The organism is Sphingobacterium sp. UBA7038, from assembly GCF_002494055.1.
Classification (GTDB): Bacteria; Bacteroidota; Bacteroidia; order Sphingobacteriales; family Sphingobacteriaceae; genus Sphingobacterium; species Sphingobacterium multivorum.
Map to the genome: position 1 here is coordinate 1 of NZ_DLAV01000013.1, position 19,668 is coordinate 19,668.

12 protein-coding genes and 1 riboswitch are annotated in these 19,668 nt (G+C 40.6%); of the genes, 5 read left to right on the plus strand and 7 right to left on the minus strand.

Annotation, left to right across the window (positions count from 1 at the left end; translation table 11 throughout):
* Positions 1 to 99: 99 nt before the first annotated feature.
* Both B3H30_RS07110 and B3H30_RS07115 read right to left on the minus strand, forming a co-directional pair.
* Entirely contained in the window at positions 100 to 2,979 is a 2,880-nt protein-coding gene (locus tag B3H30_RS07110) for a PD-(D/E)XK nuclease family protein (RefSeq protein ID WP_286833813.1), read from the minus strand.
* A gap of 7 nt (positions 2,980 to 2,986) precedes the next feature.
* Positions 2,987 to 6,337: a UvrD-helicase domain-containing protein gene (locus tag B3H30_RS07115; protein ID WP_070570323.1), complete on the minus strand. Its 3,351-nt coding sequence runs from the start codon at positions 6,335 to 6,337 to the stop codon at positions 2,987 to 2,989.
* 442 nt (positions 6,338 to 6,779) lie between these two features.
* Between B3H30_RS07115 and B3H30_RS07120 the strand changes: the two genes are divergently transcribed.
* The 5 genes from B3H30_RS07120 (at position 6,780) to B3H30_RS07140 (ending at position 13,539) form a co-directional block, all read left to right on the plus strand.
* Positions 6,780 to 7,301 (plus strand): 30S ribosomal protein S16, encoded by a 522-nt coding sequence (locus B3H30_RS07120; RefSeq protein ID WP_070570321.1) that lies wholly within the window; start codon positions 6,780 to 6,782, stop codon positions 7,299 to 7,301.
* A gap of 119 nt (positions 7,302 to 7,420) precedes the next feature.
* Positions 7,421 to 7,945: a ribosome maturation factor RimM gene (gene rimM / locus B3H30_RS07125; RefSeq protein WP_046673647.1), complete on the plus strand. Its 525-nt coding sequence runs from the start codon at positions 7,421 to 7,423 to the stop codon at positions 7,943 to 7,945.
* A 110-nt stretch (positions 7,946 to 8,055) separates the two neighbouring features.
* Complete coding sequence (locus B3H30_RS07130; protein WP_070570361.1) at positions 8,056 to 8,907, plus strand: hypothetical protein; 852 nt, start codon at positions 8,056 to 8,058, stop codon at positions 8,905 to 8,907.
* Positions 8,908 to 9,136: 229 nt separating this feature from the next.
* Positions 9,137 to 9,239: riboswitch (SAM riboswitch) on the plus strand.
* 70 nt (positions 9,240 to 9,309) lie between these two features.
* On the plus strand, positions 9,310 to 10,266 hold the full coding sequence (locus tag B3H30_RS07135; RefSeq protein WP_046673648.1) for a methylenetetrahydrofolate reductase: 957 nt from the start codon (positions 9,310 to 9,312) through the stop codon (positions 10,264 to 10,266).
* A 243-nt stretch (positions 10,267 to 10,509) separates the two neighbouring features.
* On the plus strand, positions 10,510 to 13,539 hold the full coding sequence (locus B3H30_RS07140; RefSeq protein ID WP_070570319.1) for a DUF2723 domain-containing protein: 3,030 nt from the start codon (positions 10,510 to 10,512) through the stop codon (positions 13,537 to 13,539).
* A gap of 144 nt (positions 13,540 to 13,683) precedes the next feature.
* Here the strand turns inward: B3H30_RS07140 and B3H30_RS07145 are convergent, their stop codons facing one another.
* The 5 genes from B3H30_RS07145 to B3H30_RS07165 all read right to left on the minus strand — a co-directional run bounded on the left by B3H30_RS07145 (position 13,684) and on the right by B3H30_RS07165 (position 19,616).
* The gene (locus tag B3H30_RS07145) at positions 13,684 to 14,349 is read right to left on the minus strand and encodes an OmpW/AlkL family protein (RefSeq protein ID WP_070570317.1); all 666 of its coding nucleotides are present in this window, start codon (positions 14,347 to 14,349) and stop codon (positions 13,684 to 13,686) included.
* Positions 14,350 to 14,805: 456 nt separating this feature from the next.
* Complete coding sequence (locus tag B3H30_RS07150) at positions 14,806 to 16,476, minus strand: glutamine--tRNA ligase/YqeY domain fusion protein (protein ID WP_172462415.1); 1,671 nt, start codon at positions 16,474 to 16,476, stop codon at positions 14,806 to 14,808.
* A 178-nt stretch (positions 16,477 to 16,654) separates the two neighbouring features.
* Positions 16,655 to 17,302 carry a carbonic anhydrase gene (locus tag B3H30_RS07155; RefSeq protein ID WP_115046457.1) on the minus strand — a complete coding sequence of 216 codons (648 nt, stop codon included), beginning with the start codon at positions 17,300 to 17,302 and terminating at the stop codon, positions 16,655 to 16,657.
* A gap of 209 nt (positions 17,303 to 17,511) precedes the next feature.
* Positions 17,512 to 19,053, minus strand: coding sequence for a SulP family inorganic anion transporter (locus B3H30_RS07160; protein ID WP_046673653.1), 1,542 nt, complete (start codon positions 19,051 to 19,053; stop codon positions 17,512 to 17,514).
* A 224-nt stretch (positions 19,054 to 19,277) separates the two neighbouring features.
* Positions 19,278 to 19,616 carry a hypothetical protein gene (locus tag B3H30_RS07165; RefSeq protein WP_053003623.1) on the minus strand — a complete coding sequence of 113 codons (339 nt, stop codon included), beginning with the start codon at positions 19,614 to 19,616 and terminating at the stop codon, positions 19,278 to 19,280.
* Positions 19,617 to 19,668: the final 52 nt, after the last annotated feature.

The window sequence follows — 19,668 nt, forward strand, 5'->3', positions numbered from 1 at the left end:
CCTTTTTGAGACAGCCTCTTTGTTTTTAAATACACTTTATGTACCACTGATGTACCGCATTTAGTTTTATCTCTCCTAATTAAAAAGCCTTTGTTGTACTTATTCTTCTGCATCAGCCCATTTACTCGCTTCCCGGTAGAATAGTGTATAAGGGTCGCTTGGATAAACTACCGTGTCCGGATTATGTCGAAATGGAATAGCCGGATTAAAGATTTCCTGAAGAGTATCCCGCAAGAATTCGACAAAATTCTCTTTCTGGAAAGCAAGGAATTCATCGGTCAATACCCCTTCTTTACCACTGAATAATGTGCCCTCTTCCCGCATTTTACGCGCAACATAGAGATGGGGTTCAAGTTGTTTTCTTCCTGTCTTCTGTTCGAATACATAGGCATAAAATAGGGTTTGGACCATCGCCTTATTTTCGGTGTTTGGCGCAAATACCTGATCAATTCCTTTAAACATGATCGAATCACCACCTGTTTTGTAATCGACAATTCTACTGATAATACGATCGTCGTGTGTTACGACCTCGTCTACCCGGTCAATAATACCGTAAAGTGTGACCTGTTGTTCTTCTCCATTGATCTGAATAGGAAAGGGCAGTACATAATCGTTGTCGTTCTCGAGTTCAATAATCCGAAATGCTTTGTAGTTGTTGATGTCATATTCGAGATACATCTTGACATACTCGCAGGCAATTTTCAGCATGATCCGCTGCAAGCTGTTTAAATCATTTGTTGCCTTTAATTCGATCTGATATTGCAGGCCTATTTCACGGATCACCTGTGCCTCTACCTTGTCGAACTGCTTCTGCAAGACACTTGTGGGCGTAAAGTCCTGTTGTCCTTTGAACGGTAGGAATATCTTCTCCATCACATTGTGGATGACAGTTCCCAGTTTATTCATCTCAAATTCCTGAGAGATGGAAGGGGGCTCTTTAATGCCGGCAATATGTTTTAGAAAAAATTGCAACGGGGACTGCAGATAAGTCGTCAGTGCCGTTGCAGATATCCGTTTCTGGTTGACGATAAAGTCCTGGTACATCTTTTCCCAAACCTCGCCACGCTTCTCAATAACAATTTCTTGGGCTTTATCCGCAAATTGAATGGTCTGTTGCTGAATTTTTCGGTCAAATCTAAATTTACTTTCAAACTCCAGCTGTTTGATAAAGCGACTTTCTTCGCCAGTAGAGCTTTCGTCAACCAAGCCATTGTAGAAAATATGTATTCCTTCACTGTATTGAAAATGGCGATAAAATAAATAGGCCGACAAGGCATCCTGATTTTCTAATATGGGAAGCCCATAAGCACTTCTTAGGCTGTTAGGAATAAAAGTAGGTGAATTTGACGTTTTGGGTAGAATGCCTTCATTTGCTCCTAGAATATAGACGTTGTCAAAATTTAAACAACGACTTTCCAAGAGCCCCATTATCTGAATACCTTCTAGGGGATCACCTTCTATGGCCGAATTTATTGGGGCGATGGCTTTTTTAATCAAGCCGATTTGGAAGCTGATACTTAATGGAGCAACAGTTTCAAAGCCCAATAGCAGCTGATTCAATGTTTTCTTTGTTTCAATCAGGAGGTTGTTGTCAATTTTGCGGATACGCTCCTGAGAAGAAATACTGTGCAGCAGATCATCAACGAGCAGGATGAGCGAGGGTATCAAATAGGCTGAATTGTCAATCGGTACAAAAAATTGAGGCAAAGAGCTTTTGATATGAAGTTCCTCCAATGCGATCTCAAAGAGCTGTTTATCGGCAATCTCCTTCTGAATCTGAAGTTTGTCGGCTAAAGAAACCATACTGAGCGGATGGTTGATGAAGGTTTCTATTATCTGATAAGGAATCTTCCGTTTCTTGAACTGGGATATCTCCAAATGGACTTCCAGCCATAGGTCTAGTATTCCGTAAATAGGAGACTGTGTCAAGGGATATCCTGTTGTGATATTGGGTTTGACCTCGGGTAGACTTTGCAGCAAAGGGACAAGTAGGTTTTCATCCGCTAGGAGAATGGCGGATGTTTGTTCCATTTTATTATTGCGTTCGAGAATGTCATACAGCAATTTTGTTTGGCTGATCTTTCCGGTGCTGGCATATAGATTTACGGTTGAGGTCCTATTGCCAATAATATTCGGGCTATCGCCTAAAGCGTTGACCAAACCTGTTTGAAAAATATTACGTCGAATAAAAAGGCCGGCCTCTTGCATCGTGTCTTCGAGGTAATAGGCATCGGCATCAAAGTAGAATAATGCACGGCCTTCATCCTGCCATTGTTTAAATAATTTTGTTTCGGCCTTGTTCAGTGCATTGAAACCGACAAAAAGGATGTGCTGGAAGGAAGATGCAAACTGCTGATGCGTAGCCTTACCTTCAACCAGATCACGGTAGACTGTCGGATAGTTTGTTTGGCCCTCTGTTTTAAGCTTTTCTTTGAATCGATCATATAATACGGGCAGTCTTTTCCAAAGTTGAAGAAAACGCTCTTGTACTCCACTATGCCCCGCAATAGAAAAAGACTGCCAAAATTGACGGATAAACCCTTGCTGCTCTTGTGTGAGATGTTGAAAAGCAAGGTCGATTTTGGTATTGTCATAAAGTTCTAAGTAAATCTGCTCGATGGGGACGAGGTCGTAATCCAGTTGGCCGAAGTCGCTCAATATAATTTCGGCAATCGGATAAAATTCTTCCAGCGCTTCTGGTAGTTTGCCTTCAGCGACCAATAACTCATTATGAATATTAAACAGGTGGAAAAATTGGGTTAAAGGACTGGCTTCGGTATCATCGGTCGAAAGCCTAAGAAACTCTTGGATCGTAAAGAACTGTGGCGACCAAATGGCCTGTCCGTACACTTCAGAAAGATGTTTTTTGAGATAGGTAATTGGCCGTTTATTATTAAACACGATGGCTATTTCACTCAGGTCGTTTCCAAAACGCTTTTGAATGTCTGCTGCTACTAATTTTAGAAAGGCTGTTTGCATCGTGCTGTTATTTTACTTCAGTTAATTGATTTGATTTCGCATAGTAGAGATAGGCTTTAACGTTGCTGTAGCCCAGGTTCTCCAAATTCTTTTTATAATTGTCGACTTGATATTTGTGTCCGATATAATCTGTCTGTGTGAATTTAAAATCCAGTACAATTGTTTCCTCTTTGGAAGTGAAGACTTTATCAGGACGAATGGTCTCTCCTTTGGCGGTAATGATGCTCGCTTCGTTCCAGATTTTATAGTTTCCTGTGAGCCATTTATTGATCATGGGGTGCTGCCAGATCTGATTGATTTCCTGCATGAGAAAAGGCTCTTCTTCCTTGGAGAGGATGCCTTCCTGAATCAGCTGGCGTACCAGTTTGTGGATATCTTCTTCCTTTGAAATTTGGGCCATAATATCGTGGGCCAATATGCCGTACTGCGCGGCTTTCTCCAGCATCATAATATCGTTGATGTTGCGCGTACTGGATTTTTCTAAGGCCATTTCCAATTCTTTGGAAATGGGATAATGGCGAAGGGAAATAATATTGTTTTTTTGAGCCTGACTTTTTTTTCGTTCGATTATCTGATCGATATATATGCCTCTTTCTTCCAGTGTAAACGGGGATGTTGAAGTCTCTAAGACCTGATAGAGTACATCGCTGATATATTCATCTTTGATATCATAACCAGTAATTTCGCCCGTCTTCTTGTCAACAGATTCTTTGAAGGAAGGTGCCGTAATATAGAGGTGTTCAACAGCACGTGTTGTTGCTACATACAATGTATTGAGGGCATCCATGTAGTTGAACAGCATCTCTTCAAAATATTGCTTGAAAAATACTGATTTGCCGACCGTGGAAGTATATTTTATTGGAATTTTTCCCAATTGGGCAAAAGGGGTATCTGATGTCTCGATCCAAAAATCGCCATTAATCATGCCGTCAAGATCCCACGAACAGAATGGAATCATCACAACATCATAAGCCAGGCCTTTTGATTTGTGGATTGTCGTTACCTCGATCGCATCAATTTCTCCGTTGGAAGGGAGCACAGCCCGATTGCCATCCTCTTCCCAAAATTCCAGGAACTGTATAATGCCACGTTCGCCATTGGTGGAGAAAGCTGAGATCATATCCTTGAAAGCTAGGAGGTAGGGGAGGTGGATATTGTCTTTGGTTGTAAAACCGTAGATTTCAATAAGTTTCTCAATTAAATGGACTAAAGGCTGCTTCTGTGCCATTTCCCAGGAGTCAATCAGCGCCTCAGGGAGATAATCTTTCAGGGTACGGATGTCATTGCTAGCAAATTTTAACCATGCATTTTGATCGATTGTCTTATTTTGAATATGCTGGTAGAGATAGACCATCTTTGCTTTATGGATGGTATGTTTGTCCGAATTATAGACTAAAGCCTTCAACGTTTCGATCAATAATCCTACAGCATCATTGCTCGCTAGGGATAATGCATCGCCTGATATCACTTCAAATGTAAGCTGTTGCTCTTTTTTGAAATCCATGAGCTTTTGGATCACCAATTTAGCCTGCGCATTACTCCGTACCAGGATACCGATCTGTTGAGCCTGATAACGACCGCTGCCGATCCAGTCGCCTATTTTTTGACATAGCTGCAGGAGCGATTCTTCAACAACCTGATTTCTTCGATAGCGTCCATCAGTGACAGGAATGTAGGAGATTTCAATAGATCCTAACTGGTCAAGTTTTCCTTTTTTATGCTCAGGGACCTCTTGTTGACTGTTTTCATAAGCTTTGACCAACATGTTGTCATTGCCGGCAGAAATCCACCACTGTTTACCTTCTTCATCGAGGTTTTCGGATACTTTTTCATTCAGTACCTGCTGTAGATGTTGGGGAATACTACTAAAGAGGTAGTTGTTTAAATGAATGATATTTGGAAGACTTCTAAAGTTGGTGTCGAGGCTCCCGTTTTCGATAAAGGTTGTTTTGCTATCCTCGTCCAGGTGAAAGGTATGACCAATCTGTTGTTCTACCTGTTGGAGTAAAATTCGCCAATCACCATTTCGCCAGCGATAGATACTTTGTTTGACATCACCAACGATCAGGTGTTCGCTCACTGTGCCCTTGGCATCGGCCAATGCATTAATCAAAAGCGGACTATAGTTTTTCCACTGAATACGCGAAGTGTCCTGAAATTCGTCAAACAAAAAGTAGTTAAAACGATTGCCAATCTTCTCCCAGATAAATGTTGGATCGCTATTTTCATCCAATCCGAGTTTGTTTAATAGAATTTGTGAGTCAGAGATTAATTGAGCGCCATTGTCCCGTCGCCATTGCGTCAGTAAGTCGCTCATTTCCTTGAGCAGGCGTAGATAATAGAGATTATTTTGTACCGCTTGATACGCAATGTAAGCGGATAGATTATCATGTAGCTTCTGGAAAGATGCCAGGATGGGGCTGAGTGCGGCGATAAGATCATAACGTATATTTTTGTCACTATCTGTAAAAGCATCCTCATTATCGATCAATTGGAGGTATTTTTCCAATACTTTGGCGATTTCAGAAGCGCTCAGTTTTTCCGTTTTTTTGTTGGTTTTGCTTGCGGAGATTATTTTGTTGCGCGATTTGCCTTTCAGGTCATTTTCGGAGATGTTAAAATTTTTGAACGTTTCACTAAACGCTTCAATCGTCATGGAGAGCGCTTCGGTAAAGGAGTTTATCTTCTGTTCAACCTCCTGATTCAGGAGATTAAAAACCTCCTTGGGATTAGCAGAGTTGATATAGCCGTCAAATTCCTGGAAGTTTTCAGAGAAAATAAGGCTTGCCAAACTCATTAATTGTTGGCGGTAGTTCCAATTTTCATTTTTTGCTATTTTCTTTTCCGCATACGCTATAATCCAGTCAAGTAAGTCGGGGCGTTCATCCAGCAATTGATTAAGCATGACTGTTAAGTCATTTTTCACTTTATTGACATTCATTTCAATCTTATAAGCTGCATCAAGATTGAGTTCATAAGTAAATGCACGAATGACTTTTTGGGAAAAACCATCAATTGTACTTATGGTAAAATGACTATAGTCATGTAGGATACGACGGTAGACACGGTAAGCTTTCTCTTGTATTAGATGCGGGTTCCAATCTGGCTGTTGCTCGAGAAGAAGCTTTCTGAAATCTTCAATTTTAGGGCTACGATCGCCTGTTGCCAAGCCATGGAGTACCGAAAGGATACGTTCCTTCATCTCAGCGGTTGCCTTATTGGTAAATGTGACCGCCAAAATCTCCTTATAGCTATTCTCGTTGGATAGTAGGAGTGTGAGATAGTGTAAAGTTAAGCTAAAGGTTTTTCCTGAACCGGCCGAAGCTTTGAGTATTTTTAATGGCGCAACAGATTTCATAGAATGAAGGTAGAAAGTAAAAAGTGAATTGGCAAAAATGTCAGTGACTATTTCGAAGGGAAAGTACACAAACGGTTCATCCTGTTTACATTTGGTAAAATAGCTTTTTTTTGAAAGTGTCTTATTTTATTGGCTAGAAAAAACTTTCAGTTTGCTATCATTGCTGTTGGTATCTGCGAAGTCACGAAAGTTTTGAAGAAAAGGGCTATTTTGTACACTGATTTTTTGAAAGACTTGTTTCACCTACAGTATGGTAAGAGCAAAATCTTAACGTGCGTAGGACGTGTTTAACCTGAAAGTGGTTACTGAAAGAAGCTAACCCTGTCGTTTTCAGTGAAGTTTTATTAAATTATAACGCTGATTAAAAAAAAATAACTATCTTTGCATCCCCTCTAGTATGAAGCTCGGGGGATATGTTGAATACATAAAATAAAATTAAAAAATGGCAACTAAAATCAGATTGCAAAGACACGGTAAAAAAGGACGTCCTTTTTACCACGTAGTCGTAGCGGATTCTCGCGCTCCACGTGACGGTAAATTCATCGAACGTATTGGTTCTTACAACCCAAACACAAATCCAGCAACTATCGTTTTGGATTTTGAAAAAGCTTTGGATTGGATGAATAAAGGTGCTCAACCAACTGACACTGCTCGTGCTATCCTTTCTTACAAAGGTGTTCTTTACAAAAAACACTTGCAAGGTGGTGTGAAAAAAGGTGCTTTTGATGAAGCTGCTGCTGAAGCTAAATTTACAGCTTGGACTGACGCTCAAGAAGCTAGAATCTCTGGTAAAAAAGATGGTTTAGCACAAACTAAAGCTGAAGCTAAAAAAGCTGCTTTAGTGGCTGAAGCTAAGAAAAAAGAAGAAAAAGCTGCTGCTGTTGCTGCTAAAAATGCTCCTGTAGCAGAAGAAACTGCTGCTGAAGAGACTGAAGCTCCTGCATCAGAAGAAACTGAAGGTTAATTCTTTCATAAAGTATTCGAGAAAGCCGACTCAATCTTGAGCCGGCTTTTTTTGAAACAGCCAATAGGCTAATCGTTTGCCAAATCATGTCTCACAGCTAATCGCCAAATAAGAAAAATATGACTATTGATCAATGCTTTTACATCGGTTACATCAGTAAAACAAGAGGTCTTAAAGGAGAAGTACAACTGTTTTTTGAATTCGAAGAATACGAGAGTTTGGATATCGATGTTGTCTTTGTGGAAGTGAACAAAAAGCTTGTTCCTTATTTTGTTGATGCCATTAAATTTCAAAAAAATAGCACTGCTTATGTAACATTTGAGGATGTGGATCATATCGATAAGGCTCAGGTACTCGTTCGTAAAAAGCTATATCTTTCCAATGATAAAATGCCCGAGCGAGACCCGGATGATTTTAGATATACTGATTTAATCGGATTTTTAGTGATCGATGAAAACCATGGCGAACTGGGGCAAATAACAGATGTTCAGGAATTCCCACAACAATTTGTCGCCACAGTAGATATGGATGGCAAAGAACTGATGTTTCCGCTGTCCGACGATTTGATCTTAGGAATTGATGGCGAAGAGGAGATCATTGAAGTTGAATTGCCTGAGGGATTGGTCGATCTGTATAAGGAATAGGCATATCCCCAAGCTTATTCAATTGAATATCCTATACTTACTATTGCAGTAATTTCTTATCTTGGTCCTTATATATTAATATTACTATTGGCCATAATTATTAATTGATTTTGAAACCGTTATTACTGCTGTTATTCACACTCTCATTGTCTTCGTGTACTTTCTTTGGGAAGAAAAAGGAGTTTCCTGAAGGCAACTACCAAATGATATTGGGCTATCCAAATGATGAGTATCATAAATTAAAAAGAGAATCTCCCCAAAATGTGGAGGCAGATACCTATGGTAATGATCCTATTCTATACCGATCCTTTCTTTCGCTTCATGATAAGGACCAGTTTGTCATGGCGATTGATGATATCTTACTCTTTGGTAAGTACAAATTTGACGGTGATAGATTAGAATTGACGGATGAGAAAAAAGGTAGTGTCGCTTTGGATATTGTTAAAATAAAAAAAGATTTTGTTCAGCTGAGAGGTGATTTTTCACAGTTTAGCTCAGCACGTATACCCACTAGTGAAAGACTTTATATCAACTTTGTGTTAGATAAAACCCTTATCCGGGAAACGCCCAGTAAATTTGATAGCCAAGTGAATTTATGGCGAAATGCTCCGGTAAAATCAGAAAGTGAAAAGGAGATAAAAGCGAGGGCCTTGAATTTCGTAGATTATTCTATCGCTTATTTCCAACACATATCAAGCTCTGGCACCCATCACGATTATCGAATGGATGGTGTCGAATCACCAATTATTTATGCCGAGAATGGCATTGTGCTCAAGGCATGGGCAGATGTTCCTGATTCTTGGAAGGAATTATTTTACAACGAAAAAGAGGCATTAGTCGCCTATCACTATTTATTTGACGGATTTAAATATGGATCGAAAGAAGAGTACCATGTTCGGGGACTCTTATTGATCACATTTTATCTCAAAAATTTACGGAATTCTTTGGCAGCTAATCTTTAGCCAATGTTCTTGTGGCATAGTCAATCTCTTCGCTGTCTATGATCCTCGATCGTTAATTCTACTGGTTTTTCTAGGTCTTTAACTCTTGGTAGCGCGAAGAATCCTGTCGTTGCATGGACACAAAGCTAAAGTGACGTTGAAACATCGTTTATTGAAGTCTTTTTGCTGCTATTTTTGCCTTTTCGAAAAAATATTTTTGTCTTTTGATTTTTTAAAACGATATTAGCAACGCTTATAGAGAAAGGCCGAGGGAATAGACCCGTTGAAGCCTTAGCAACCTGTATTGTTCAAGGTGCTAAATTCTACCCTACTCCATGTGGGAAAGATAAGTTACATGTAGATAAACGATTCCTCGACGTGTGCGTTTCGATGTAAGCCAACCAAACTAAAAACAGTTTTTTAATGAAGATTATCGATCATATCCAGAATGCCAAAGGAAAAACATTGTTTTCTTTTGAGCTATTGCCACCGGCGAAAGGGCAGGGCATCCAAAGTATTTTTAAAACCATGGATGAACTGATGGAGTTTAAACCTCCTTTTATCGACGTCACCTACCATCGGGAAGATTATATCTATAAAGAGCATGCGAGTGGATTACTGGAACGTGTTTCCTATCGTAAACGTCCTGGGACAGTGGCGATATGTGCGGCCATCATGAATAAATATAAAGTGGATGCGGTGCCACATTTGATATGTGGGGGTTTTACAAAAGAGGAAACTGAAAATGCATTGATCGATTTGAACTTCCTGGGGATAGATAACGTTTTGGTGTTGCGGGGTGATGCACGTAAGGGCGATGCCGATTTTATACCAACCGATGGTGGACATGCTTTTGCAACAGACCTATTGGAACAGGTAACCGATATGAATAAAGGAAAGTATCTGCATGAAGACATTATCACGTCGGAAAAGACTGATTTTTGCATCGGAGTAGCCGGGTATCCCGAAAAGCATTTTGAATCTCCAAATTTCAATACTGATTTTAAATATCTGAAACAAAAAGTCGATATGGGAGCAGAGTTTATTGTGACTCAGATGTTCTTTAATGTTGAAAAATACAAGGAATTTGTAACAAAATGTAGGGACAATGGAATCCATGTGCCCATTATTCCGGGATTAAAACCACTGACAACAAAAAAGCAATTGGTGACCTTGCCAAGAATTTTTCATTTAGATATTCCAGAGGAACTGAGTGACGCTGTCGCGGCATGTAAAACGAATGCCGACGTCAGACAGGTAGGTGAAGAGTGGTTGGTACAACAGTGTCAGGAGCTGATTAAATTTGGCGCTCCGGTATTACATTTTTATACGATGAGTAATCCTGGTCCAACAAAGAAGATTGTTGAAAAACTAGCCTAACTCATAAAATGATAAAAAAGGGAGCAGATAAGCTCCCTTTTTTATGATAATATTCATTGTGAAAGCCTGAAATAGGTTGAAAGTCTCGGCAGCGTGGTTTAGGTCGATCTCTATATTCAGTGTTGAATAGCCTGTTTACAGTCAGGTACTGGTGTTAAATAGTGTTAATTCGTGTGTCGGAGTCAGGATAACTTTTTAACTTAAAGTGCTAAAAAGGATTTTAACAATAGACCAATTGACCTTATGACGTACAATAGATTAAATTCTCTACTCGGTTTTGCTTGCGGACTAATTGCCACCTGTGTATATATCGCTACAGTTGAAAAGACGGTAAGCTGGTGGGATTGCGGTGAATTTATAGCCTGTGCCTATAAATTGGAGGTGGCACATCAACCGGGAGCACCATTGTTTCTTCTTATTCAGAATATATTTTCTAATCTCGCTTTAGGGAATAAGGGGCAGATCGCCTATTGGATGAATATAGGTTCTGCAGTTTGCAGTGGAATTACTGTTACCTTTTTATTTTGGACAATAACCGCCATTGCTAAAAAGCTACTCAACAAAGACAAACAAGCTTCTTTGTCAACCTACCTGCAGATCTTCGGCGCAGGAGTTGTCGGTGCAATGGCATTTAGTTTCAGCGATTCATTTTGGTATTCGGCAGTAGAATCTGAAGTTTATGCAATGTCTTCCTTATGTACAGCAGTTGTATTTTGGGCAATTTTAAAGTGGGAAGTCCGTGCAGATGAAGACGGTAGCGATCGTTGGCTGGTTTTTATTGCTTTTGTTATGGGGCTTTCGATCGGAGTGCATCTATTAAATCTTTTAGCAATCCCGGCTATCGCGATGGTTGTTTATTTCCGAAGAGCGAGACAGGTTAATGCGAAAGGGACAATAAAAGCTTTCCTCGTCGGAGTGCTGATCTTGGGGGCCGTTTTGTGGGGAATTATTCAATGGTTAGTCGGTCTAGCGGCTAAAGTGGATCTCGTATTTGTGAACTCATTGGGAATGGGATTTGGTACCGGAATTTTTTTCTCGTGCCTATTATTGGGGGGATTGATAATTTACGGTCTATATTATTCCTATAAAAAGCAGAAATATACACTCAATACAGCCTTGCTGGTTCTTTGTTTTGTTTTATTTGGATACAGTTCCTACACCATGGTCATGATCCGAGGGAAAGCAAATCCATCCTTGAACAATAATGCGCCGGATAATGTATTTTCTTTTTTAGGATATTTGAGCCGTGAACAATATATACGGGAACCGTTACTCAAAGGACCTTATTATGACTCGCAAGTGGTTGGCGTCGATAGTAAGACGAGCTATCGGAAAGATAAGTCGGAGTATGTTCCCTTCACACAGGTAGACAAATATCAATTTGATAAGGAAACCTTTTTCCCGCGTATCTATAGCCAAGATGGAAGCCATCAAGCTTATTACAGAAGTTACCTCAATTTGAAAGAAGGGCAACAGCCAACGTTTTCCGATAATTTTAAGTTCTTTTTTAATTTTCAACTGGGAGATATGTATACCCGATATTTCTTATGGAATTTTGTGGGTAGACAGAATGACAGGCAAGGATATGGGACCTATAGTGACGGCAACTGGTTGTCGGGGATCAGACCATTGGATAATTGGCGTTTAGGGGGGCAAGATAAAATATCTCGATCGCAGGAGCATGACCCGAGCCGGAACACTTATTTTTTTCTTCCACTGCTACTCGGAATAGCTGGTGCGATCTGGTTGTACCGAAACAATAAACCTTATACCTTGGTACTGACCTTGCTGTTTGTGTTTACGGGGGTAGCGATCGTAGTTTATCTCAACCAAACTCCTATGCAACCCCGGGAACGAGATTATGCTTACGTGGGGTCTTTCTATGCTTTTGCGATCTGGATTGGGCTGGGAGTAATAGCATTTGTTCGGTTTTTCAACCGTTTTGTACAAACACGTTACGCTTTAGCGACAGGTATTTCTTTTGCGCTGTTGGGAGGCCCTATTATTTTGGCTCATCAAAACTGGGATGATCATAATCGGTCCGAGAAATCGTTGGCAAGGGATATGGCACGCAATTATTTGGAATCCTGTGCTCCAAATGCTATTCTATTTACCTATGGCGATCATGATACATTTCCTGTATGGTATTTGCAAGAAGTAGAGGGCGTACGTCCGGATGTTCGGGTTGTCGTGTTAAGCTATCTCACAGGCGATTGGTATATGCAACAGGCCAAACAACCCACGTATCAAGCGGCAGGGCTCCCCGTGACGATTCCCGCTGAAAAGACGAAAAAAGGCGTTCGTGATTATATCCCTTTCGTAGATAGACAACTTGACAATGCGGTAGATATACAGCAGTTATTGCAGTTTGTCACATCGGATGATCCGGAGTATAAAGTTCAGCTGAATTCCGGTGATATGGAAAACTATTTCCCTTCCAAGAAAGTCCAATTGCGCATTGATAAAGACGAGGTGGTTAAGAAAAATGCGGTTCCGGCGTATTTTCAGGGAGCTATAGTTTCTGCAATGGAATGGGAAATTCCGAATGATCATCTGACCAGGTCGGATTTAACCCTGTTATCCGTGCTTGAAAATAATCATTGGGACAGACCGATATATTTTTCGAATATGCTGCCAAGTGATATTAAGTTGGGACTGGATAAATACCTGGTCAATGAGGGCTTTACTTCTCGATTGATGCCTGTCACTGCTACAGATCAGTCGACAGGAAAACGAAGTGAGCAGGGTGGGCTAGTTAATATGGAGGCGTTATATAGCAATATTATGCATACGTATCATTGGGGTAATGTTAAAAATGCACAATACTTGGATACAGATTCGTTCCGCTTTGCAAGCATGTACGCCCGTGATATATTTGGAAAAGCTGCCCGAATGCTTTTAGCCAATGGCCAGGTCAAACAAGCTGGGGAGGTGGCAAAAAAAGCATACGATCAATTGCCCGATCGCGTATATGCGATGTCGGACGCCATCAATTATGCCGATATTATCGATAGTCTGTATCGCTCGGGGCAACCTCAGCTGGCCAACAGGATGATGGACCGTAACCTTGACTATGTCGCTGAAAATATGGAATACCTACATCAATTGGTAATGGATAAGAAAAACCTGAGCTTTGAGTGGAATGATATTCAGACCGGCTTGGACTCTGTAGACCGGTATAAGGCTATTTTATTGGAAGCAAAGGATACCAAACGATTGGCACGTGTTGAGCAGTTGAGGCAGCAATATCAAAATTGGTACGGCGTAGAATAATTTTGATGATGAACTGAACCAAATTACCAGGCACGCCTAATGGGGCATTGGATTAACGTATTTGAGATAAGAAACCAGATGAGGCCTCTTCTAAAATATTGGAAGAGGCCTCGATACATATAGGATAGGGAATGAGCCGAGTTATTAAAATTTCATGCCGACTCCAAAGCCGAGCAGGAAGGGGTTGATGTCAACTTTTGCCGGTATGGATAGGTTGGGGGCGAGGTTTGACGCATCCACATTGACATCGGTCTTTAAAAGAATATACTTAGCATCTAAATTCACGAAATATTTTTCAGATAGCTTAAAATCAATTCCCAGTTGAGTCGCAAAGCCGAAAGCATTATCATATTTTACATTTTTAACCGTTTGCCCCGCATTGACGCTATAGAATATGGTGTAATTTATTCCCGCTCCTACATAGGGTTTAATGGCACCGTCGGGGAGGAAGTGATATTGCGCTGTCAGTGTGGGAGGGAGGAGCCATACACTCCCAAGATCCACATTGCTGGATGGACTGCCACCAATGGCAGTTAAATTTGAACCTGTTGTATTAACTTTATGTTTTGTAGTCCCAAGGATCAATTCCGCCGCAATGTTTTTTGTGAAGAAATAGGTGAAGTCAAGTTCAGGGATAAATTTCGTATTGATGTCGACGTCTCCGCCTATGGTATTAATCTTGGCCGATTCGTTTGGCATGACTGTCACACCTCTGAGTCTCATTTGCCAGCGTTGATTAGGGATTGTTTGTGCCTGTAAACTTAGTGCGCCTAGGGTAAGTGTTAGTGCAATTAAAAGTAGCTTTTTCATATCATTAAGGGTATTTTGTTTGCTGTAAAACTATTGCTAAAATCAGGGCAAAAGAGTGACGATAATCAGGTTGAAAAATGAATGATACGATGTTTTTCCTATTGCAGATGATGTACCTTTATAAATTACTGTTGTAAAAAATAGGAAAGTATGGGTAGGTGTAAATCCGCTGTAATAGTTTTTCAAGCCACATTGGGATAATAGGGCTATTACACGCATTTGTCTCGCCTGAGGACGAGCAAACGTTATGAAAGTATGTCATTCGCGCAACTGCGGATTGTGCACCAGAATAACTGCTAGGAGAGTTGGGGGCAAGTGGGGGACTGGAGTCTCGTTTAGCAGGGCTAATGGGGATACAAATCCGGTATGTCAATGCATATTGAATGGAATAGGAACGCTCCTAAAATAGAACAGGTCGGAATGAATCCGACCTGTTCTATTTTAGAAGTTACGGTTTTACGCATTTTTCTTCACTTCCTTACCCCAGGAGTCTTTTAATGTAACCGTACGGTTAAAGACTAGATGGTCTGGCGTTGACTGTGTGTCTAATGTAAAATAACCCAATCGTATAAATTGATATCCCTTTCCAGGCGTAGCGTTAGCCAGATCCGGTTCAATGTAAGCACGTTGGATAATATGTAAACTTTCAGGGTTGATCGATGCTTTAAAATCTTCTGCAGCGGCAGGATTTTCATCATTGAACAATCTGTCGTACAATCTTACTTCGGCTTCTTTCGCATGTGGAACCGAGATCCAATGGATTGTTCCTTTAACTTTTAATCCTGAAGTATCTTCTCCTGATTTTGAGTTTGGAACATAGGTACAATGAACTTCCGTCACGTTTCCGTTTTCATCTTTCACAAAATCATGACAGGTAACGATGTAAGCATGTTTCAAACGTACGGAAAGCCCAGGGCCCAAGCGGAAGAATTTTTTTGGTGCATCTTCCATAAAATCATCGCGCTCTATCCAGAGCTCTTTTGAAAATGGAATGGAGCGTGAACCTTCACCGCCTTCGACTTCAGGGTTATTCTCACCAATAAGATCCTCTACCTGACCATCAGGATAGTTTGTGATCACCAATTTGATTGGATCAAGGACAGCCATTCTGCGCCATGCCGTTTTGTTGAGATCCTCACGGATACAGAATTCCAAAAGACTGACATCGATCATGTTTTCACGTTTTTGAACACCGATTTTTTCACAGAAGTTGCGGATACTCGCCGGTGTATACCCCCTTCTGCGCAATCCTGAGATCGTAGGCATGCGCGGGTCGTCCCAGCTTTCAACAAACTTATCATTGACCAGTTGCAGTAATTTACGTTTACTCATGACAGTATAGGTCATATTCAAGCGTGCAAATTCGTATTGTTTGGAAGGGAAAATCTCCAATTTATCTATACACCAATCATAAAGTGGGCGATGTGGAATAAATTCCAATGTACAGATGGAGTGTGTAATTTTCTCAATGGAGTCTGATTGGCCATGTGCAAAATCATACATCGGATAGATACACCATTGATTCCCCGTTCTGTGGTGATGAGCGTGCTTGATGCGGTATAATAAAGGGTCGCGCAAGTGCATATTTGGGCTAGCCAAATCAATCCTTGCCCGAAGTACTTTTTCGCCATCTTGGTATTTACCGGCGCGCATATCTGCGAATAAGGTCAAATTTTCTTCAATAGACCTGTCGCGATATGGTGTCGGAACACCGGGTTCTGTTGGGGTACCTTTTGCTGCTGCAATTTCTTCAGCAGTGCTGTCGTCCACATAAGCTAGACCTTTTTTTATTAGCTCAACGGCATAACGATATAGTGTCTCAAAATAATCTGAAGTATATAATTCCTCTGCCCACTGGAATCCAAGCCATTGAATATCTTTCTTGATGCTTTCAACATACTCGGTATCCTCAGTGACAGGGTTAGTGTCATCAAAACGTAGATTAGTCTTGCCATTATACTGCTGTGCTAATCCAAAATTCAAGCAGATGGATTTGGCGTGACCAATGTGGAGGTAACCATTTGGCTCAGGAGGAAAACGTGTCAATACACGTCCGCCATGCTTTCCTGTTCGAAGATCCTCTTCGACAATTTCCTCGATAAAATTTAATGATTTTTCTTCACTCATAATACAAAGTTAATTATTCGTAGCGAGATATTAGCTAGGAGATCGTAGATATTCGCCTTAGTATGAGTGATTGAATGTGCTGGCTGTATCGGTAAGAATGGGAAGACGTAATAAGGTTTGGACCCACAATAAAAAAGGGACGAAATTTCGTCCCTTTTTACCGATTTTTATTACTACGCTATTTATAAGCGAAGACTTCACCTAGCTCGTCATTATTGGTAAACGTACAGTGTTGATCGATCAATTCTCCAGTGCCGATATTGATAATCATGCCATGCACGGCAAGATCATCACGCTCTTTCCATGCATTTTGAATGATTGACGTCGCGCACAGATTGAAAACTTGCTCTTGTACATTGAGCTCGATTAAACGATCTACTTTTTTATCATGCTCTTGGATCGCATCAATCTCTGCACTGTGTAAGCGATATACATCTTTGATATGACCCAACCAGTTGTCAATAATACCGTACTGCTTGCTGCTTAAAGAGGCTGCTACACCACCACAGCCATAGTGACCTGCGATAATGACATGTTTTACTTTCAAAACATTGACCGCATAGTCTAAGACGGAAAGCATACTCATATCGGAGTGAATGACCATGTTGGCAATATTACGATGAACGAATACCTCTCCAGGCTTTGTACCTGTCAATTCATTTGCAGGTACTCGGCTATCGGCACAACCGATCCAAAGAATTTCTGGATTTTGACCTTTAGAAAGCTGTTGGAACCGCCCTGTAGCATCATTCTTTACAAACTCCATCCACTCTTTATTTCCCTTAATGATATTGTCAAATCCTATTTTTAAATCTTTATTTTCCATATTCTTCTTATTTCACTCTTGCCCGAAGGCATCGTTTCAATTTTATTATAATAATACAAATGTCTAAATTCATTGTTTACTTCAAACAACTTATTTTTATTGAATAGCTGTTCTTGCTATTCAATAACCGTCTCCCCCCCATTTCAATCCAGCTTGCTAGCCGACCAATGGAAGGGAATGGCCTACGAGATACGTCAAAGGTCCGTATCCTATGAAGGTTTCTTATAGACCACCTGCAAAAGTTCGATGTCTTTGCCTTTACTTCTGGCATTCTGTTCAAAATCTTTGATGACTTCGATGACATCCTTGTCTATAAATTTACTGAATGTCCCATCGATTCGGATCTTACTGATCGATTTTGGTAAGCTGTACAATTTTTGTTGGATAGGAACCTTGTTCAAAAATGATACTTCCTCCGCTAATGTAATGACAGCCTTATCTTCTTCATTGTCTTTTTCAATATTATATTTAAAAGCATTTTTCATATTGGCTCTTAAGATATAGAATGTCGCCACGACAATACCTATCCCTACCCCCATAAGGAGATCGGTAAACACAATCGCTACAATGGTGACAAAAAATGGGATAAATTGATCTAAGCCTTTTTTGTACATTGAGGTGAATAGACTTGGTTTAGCCAATTTATATCCTGTATGGAGAAGGATGGCCGCCAGACAGGCCAAAGGAATCATGTTCAGCATTGTTGGGATAGCGAGCATAGCGACCAATAGCCATATACCATGCATGATGGCAGATTGCCTTGTTTTTCCGCCTGCATTGACGTTTGCTGATGAGCGTACAATGACGGAGGTCAACGGCAGACCGCCCAGAAGTCCACTGGTCATATTTCCGATGCCTTGTGCAACAAGTTCGCGGTTGGTTGGCGTATTTCTTTTGTAGGGGTCTATTTTATCAACGGCCTCGATGCTCAATAAAGTCTCTAAACTTGCAATAATTGCAATCGTAAATGCAGCTATCCACACATCTTTGTTGACAATCTGTGTAAAGTCCGGGAGGGTAAATAATCCTGTGAATTCAGCAAAAGAACCGACAATAGGGACTAGTACAAATTGCTTGTCATGCAACTGGAATGCTGAGCCGTTGAAAAGATAAGCTAAACTTACGCCTAGCATCACGACAACCAATGGGGCTGGCACCTTGTTGAGCTTTGGAATAGATGGCCAAAAGATTAGGATCGCCAATGACAAGGCGCAAATGATCAATGCACCAAAGTTGATCGCAGAGGCTATCGTGTCAAAATAGGCACCGATACCATGACCATTGTCCATTTCGAAGGCATGTGTTTCCACTAAGCCCAATGCCAAAGGAATCTGCTTCATGATAATTGTGATACCGATCGCAGCAAGCATACCGACAATGACTGCTGAAGGGAAATAGTTTCCGATCATCCCTGCTTTTAATATACCGAGAATAACTTGTACTACACCGGCAATCACGACGGCAAGTAGAAAGGTTTCATATGCCCCTAGGCTCTGAATAGCACCTAAGACAATAACTGTAAGACCAGCAGCTGGCCCACTTACACTGAGTGGTGATTTACTGATTGAAGCGACAACGATTCCACCAATTACACCAGTCAATAATCCTGCAAACAATGGCGCACCAGAGGCCATTGCAATTCCCAAACATAATGGAAGTGCCACCAAAAACACCACAACACTAGCAGGGAAGTCATATTTTAAGTCTCTTTTCGATAGTTTCAGAAAAGCCGACGTACGAGTTCCAAACATAAAATTTGTGTTTATCTGTAAAAAATTTTCATCAGGCGACCTTTAACTGGCGTTGTATCATGTATACCGTTTGGCGTTCAACAGCATAACAAAGCGTTAGTGCCGAGCCAAATCAACGATAACATCAACAGAGCCAAAGCCGATTACTTCAGAAAAATCAAAGATTACCGCACATACTTTACCTTTAGCATGCGGGTTGACGGGATACATCCCTAGGGATGCCTTTATGAATAGTTAGGAGGCGGTGTTGGAACCGTAGGATGGAAAGCTAAAATGCTTTTCTCATTTTTAAGATAATTCTTCTGTTTTCCTTGGTTCTCAACGAGAATGGTTTCAAATACAATAGGTTCTTCTGTTTTTGTATTGAAAAATTTTGAGGCAGTTTCAAGTGTATCATTACTTGCGCCGTTATTGTTTTCGATTTCCAGTTGTAAAACGACCTGTAAGATGGTACTTTGATCTAAGCTGTTTGAAAAAATAGGCGAAATAGAGATGGCCATCTTTGTGAAAAAGATGATAGCACAAAGGAATGCTGCCACAAATCTAAACTGCTTATTTAACATTTTTTATTACCTTTAATCTTACTGTTTACATCGTAAAAATAGTAATTCTATG

Bases quoted from the DNA above. Each gene is read 5' to 3' on its own strand.
- B3H30_RS07165 (WP_053003623.1), bottom strand. From the start codon at position 19,616: ATGTTAAATAAGCAGTTTAGATTTGTGGCAGCATTCCTTTGTGCTATC.
- B3H30_RS07160 (WP_046673653.1), bottom strand. From the start codon at position 19,053: ATGTTTGGAACTCGTACGTCGGCTTTTCTGAAACTATCGAAAAGAGAC.
- B3H30_RS07150 (WP_172462415.1), bottom strand. From the start codon at position 16,476: ATGAGTGAAGAAAAATCATTAAATTTTATCGAGGAAATTGTCGAAGAG.
- B3H30_RS07155 (WP_115046457.1), bottom strand. From the start codon at position 17,302: ATGGAAAATAAAGATTTAAAAATAGGATTTGACAATATCATTAAGGGA.
- B3H30_RS07145 (WP_070570317.1), bottom strand. From the start codon at position 14,349: ATGAAAAAGCTACTTTTAATTGCACTAACACTTACCCTAGGCGCACTA.
- B3H30_RS07110 (WP_286833813.1), bottom strand. From the start codon at position 2,979: ATGCAAACAGCCTTTCTAAAATTAGTAGCAGCAGACATTCAAAAGCGT.
- B3H30_RS07115 (WP_070570323.1), bottom strand. From the start codon at position 6,337: ATGAAATCTGTTGCGCCATTAAAAATACTCAAAGCTTCGGCCGGTTCA.
- B3H30_RS07120 (WP_070570321.1), top strand. From the start codon at position 6,780: ATGGCAACTAAAATCAGATTGCAAAGACACGGTAAAAAAGGACGTCCT.
- rimM (WP_046673647.1), top strand. From the start codon at position 7,421: ATGACTATTGATCAATGCTTTTACATCGGTTACATCAGTAAAACAAGA.
- B3H30_RS07135 (WP_046673648.1), top strand. From the start codon at position 9,310: ATGAAGATTATCGATCATATCCAGAATGCCAAAGGAAAAACATTGTTT.
- B3H30_RS07140 (WP_070570319.1), top strand. From the start codon at position 10,510: ATGACGTACAATAGATTAAATTCTCTACTCGGTTTTGCTTGCGGACTA.